Source organism: Rhizobium sp. SEMIA 4085, from assembly GCF_013004495.1.
In the GTDB taxonomy this organism is placed as follows: domain Bacteria; phylum Pseudomonadota; class Alphaproteobacteria; order Rhizobiales; family Rhizobiaceae; genus Rhizobium; species Rhizobium gallicum.
Genome location: NZ_JABEPH010000567.1, coordinates 1 through 2472, shown reverse-complemented (window position 1 = coordinate 2472; position 2472 = coordinate 1). Strand labels below are relative to the sequence as shown.

General features: G+C 59.1%; 3 protein-coding genes. 2 read left to right on the top strand and 1 reads right to left on the bottom strand.

Features of this window, described 5'->3' with window-relative positions:
- Positions 1-12 precede the first annotated feature (12 nt).
- Positions 13-921 (bottom strand): NAD(P)-binding domain-containing protein, encoded by a 909-nt coding sequence (locus C9413_RS31020; protein WP_133938138.1) that lies wholly within the window; start codon positions 919-921, stop codon positions 13-15.
- A 78-nt stretch (positions 922-999) separates the two neighbouring features.
- Here C9413_RS31020 and C9413_RS31015 point away from each other — a divergent pair, with 78 nt between their 5' ends.
- Together C9413_RS31015 and C9413_RS31010 are read left to right on the top strand one after the other, a co-directional pair.
- A complete protein-coding gene (locus C9413_RS31015) occupies positions 1000-1368 on the top strand; it encodes a helix-turn-helix domain-containing protein (protein ID WP_040114980.1) in 369 nt (122 codons plus the stop codon).
- A 479-nt stretch (positions 1369-1847) separates the two neighbouring features.
- Positions 1848-2472: carbonic anhydrase (locus C9413_RS31010; RefSeq protein ID WP_170251399.1), on the top strand; the 625-nt coding region annotated here is incomplete at its 3' end.

The following is a 2472-nucleotide window of genomic DNA, read 5'->3' as shown; positions in this document are numbered from 1 at the left end:
TTTCTACATCGGTCATGGCGCCCTCATGAAACGGGCCAGTATCGCGAAATCGTCGCCGACGTGACCATTTTGGATGGCGGTTGTGAAGAGGCTGTCGAAGGCATCGGCAAGGACCGGATTCAGGCCACGCTCGGCGTTGATATGCCGCAGATGCTGGAGAGCGACATTGTGAGCAGCGATTGTTGCAAAGGTTTCATCGTCACCGCGGTCGCGGCCGTCGTGGACCCGTTGCATGAGGTCCCGCTCGGCCCCGTCGATGACCGGCTGGACGAGCTTGAGGTACGTCGAGTAGGCGTCGGCATCGATGTTTTCTGCCCGGTTGATGGCGAGCGCTTGAAGCGTGCCGAACAATGTGCCCCACATCTGCCCAAGAAGGGCGCTGTCGAGGGCCGATGCAGCCCCGAAATCCTCGCTGAGGAAGGCGGATTTCCCCCCGAGCGCCACAAATACCCTTTCGTGCTTTTGGTAAAGCGACTTCGATCCGGCGAAGAGGATCAGTGTGTCGGGTTCTCCGATGACATTTGGTGTCGCCATAATGGCTCCGTCGAGATAGGCGATCCCATGGCCGGTCGCCCAGGCGCCGGTGTCGCGCGCCGCTTTTGGGGAGCCCGAGGTGAGCTGCACCAGGAGCTTTCCCTTCAGCGCCTGTGTGACCTCCGGCTTTCTCAGCTGTGCGTCGGAGGCAGCATAGTCGAGCAGGTTGACGAAGACGATCTCGGCCTCAGCCGCCGCCGCTTCCGGCGTTGGTCTCGGCTGCACACCGAACGGCGCCAGCGCTTCCGCCTTCGCCGCCGTTCTGTTCCAGACATGTACCTCATGCCCGCTTTTTGCGAGCGTCCGAACAAGTGAAGCTCCCATTCGGCCCGCGCCGAAGAACCCTATTGTCGTCATCGAATTGAACTCCAATATTTGAGACGTCATTTGATACGGCTGCAAGTCGGAGAGGTAAATTGCGTACCTTCAGGTAAGTGGTTACTCTGCAGTATGGGGAGATCGGAAATGAAACGCCTGCCGGACGACGATTGCGGCTTTGCGAGTGCGCTCAACGTGATCGGTGGAAAGTGGAAGACTGACATCCTCTGGGAGATCAATCTCTCGCCCCGCCGCTTCGGCGAGTTGAGGCGCATCCTGTCAGGGATCAGCGAGAAAGTCCTCGCCCAGCAGCTCCGCGAGATGGAGGCGGACGATCTCATCAGCCGCGCGGTATTTCCGGGGAAGGTGCAGCGGGTGGAATATTCCGCGACCGAGTTCGGCCGCAGCCTCAACCATGCCGTGACCGTGATGGCAAACTGGGGTAAGGCATACGAAATCCGCATGGCGGAGAAGGCAGAGCAGGAGCGTCGGCCCCTCTTGGCGATAGGGGCCTGAGGCAGAATCCTGCCGAAATTCATCGCCGTTTCGCGCTACGGCTTCACCATATTTGTTGAGCAGCCGATGAGGCTTGCCTTTGGCGCTCAAGCGGGACAGCACCACCCCTGCGGCTAAGGATTCGGTTCTATGGGAGCCGCCAGTCCAGTCCGTGGGACCTTCTTTCAAGCATCGTGCTGGATCATGTTGCCGTTGTGTCGGTCGGAATAAGGGCATCATCGAATCACCGGCGAATTCGGCGGCGGTGCCCCGCGCGAAGACGTGGATCGCAACGGTTCGATCCTGGAATTCGTGACGTGAGCGGCAATGAGCCAGATCACGTCTTGTTCAAAAAATGTTGCGACGCAATATGCTGCGCGACTCTTTTTTTGCGCTCGTTCTGCCCTTTATTGTGCAACTGCGAACAGATCGCTTCTGCAACCCGCCGGATGAGAGACATCCTCCCAGTCCGACGTCCGGCCAGAAAGAGGATCCGATATATGGGTGACTTCCTGAAAGGTATCTCCAGTTTTCGTGGCGCCGTGTTTCCGAATCATTCGGCCCATTACCGCAAGCTGGCGCGCGAAGGCCAGCAGCCACATGCCCTGATGATATCTTGTGCCGACAGCCGAGTGATGCCGGAAACGATAACGCAGTCCGGTCCCGGCGATCTTTTCGTCTGCCGCAATGCCGGCAATATCGTTCCCCCCTTCTCGACCCTCAATGGTGGGGTCTCTTCCGCAATCGAATATGCCATCCTGGCGCTCGGCGTCAGCGACATTGTCGTTTGCGGTCACTCCGATTGCGGGGCGATGAAAGGGCTGTGCCACCCGGAAATGCTGGCGCCAATGCCGAATGTCGCAGCCTGGCTGCGGCACAGCCACGCCGCCTATTCGATTGTTTGCCAAGCCTATCCCGACGACCTTTCCGAAACTGACCGCGTGCGTGCGGTAGCAATGGAAAACGTCGTCGTGCAGCTCGACCATTTAAAGACCCATCCGTCGGTGGCTGCGAAGCTTGCGACAAACGAGATCACGCTGCACGGCTGGTTCTTCGACATCGGGACGGGTGAGGTTCAAGTCTATGACGGGGCTTTGGCGACGTTTACCGAGGTGCAGGAGGGCG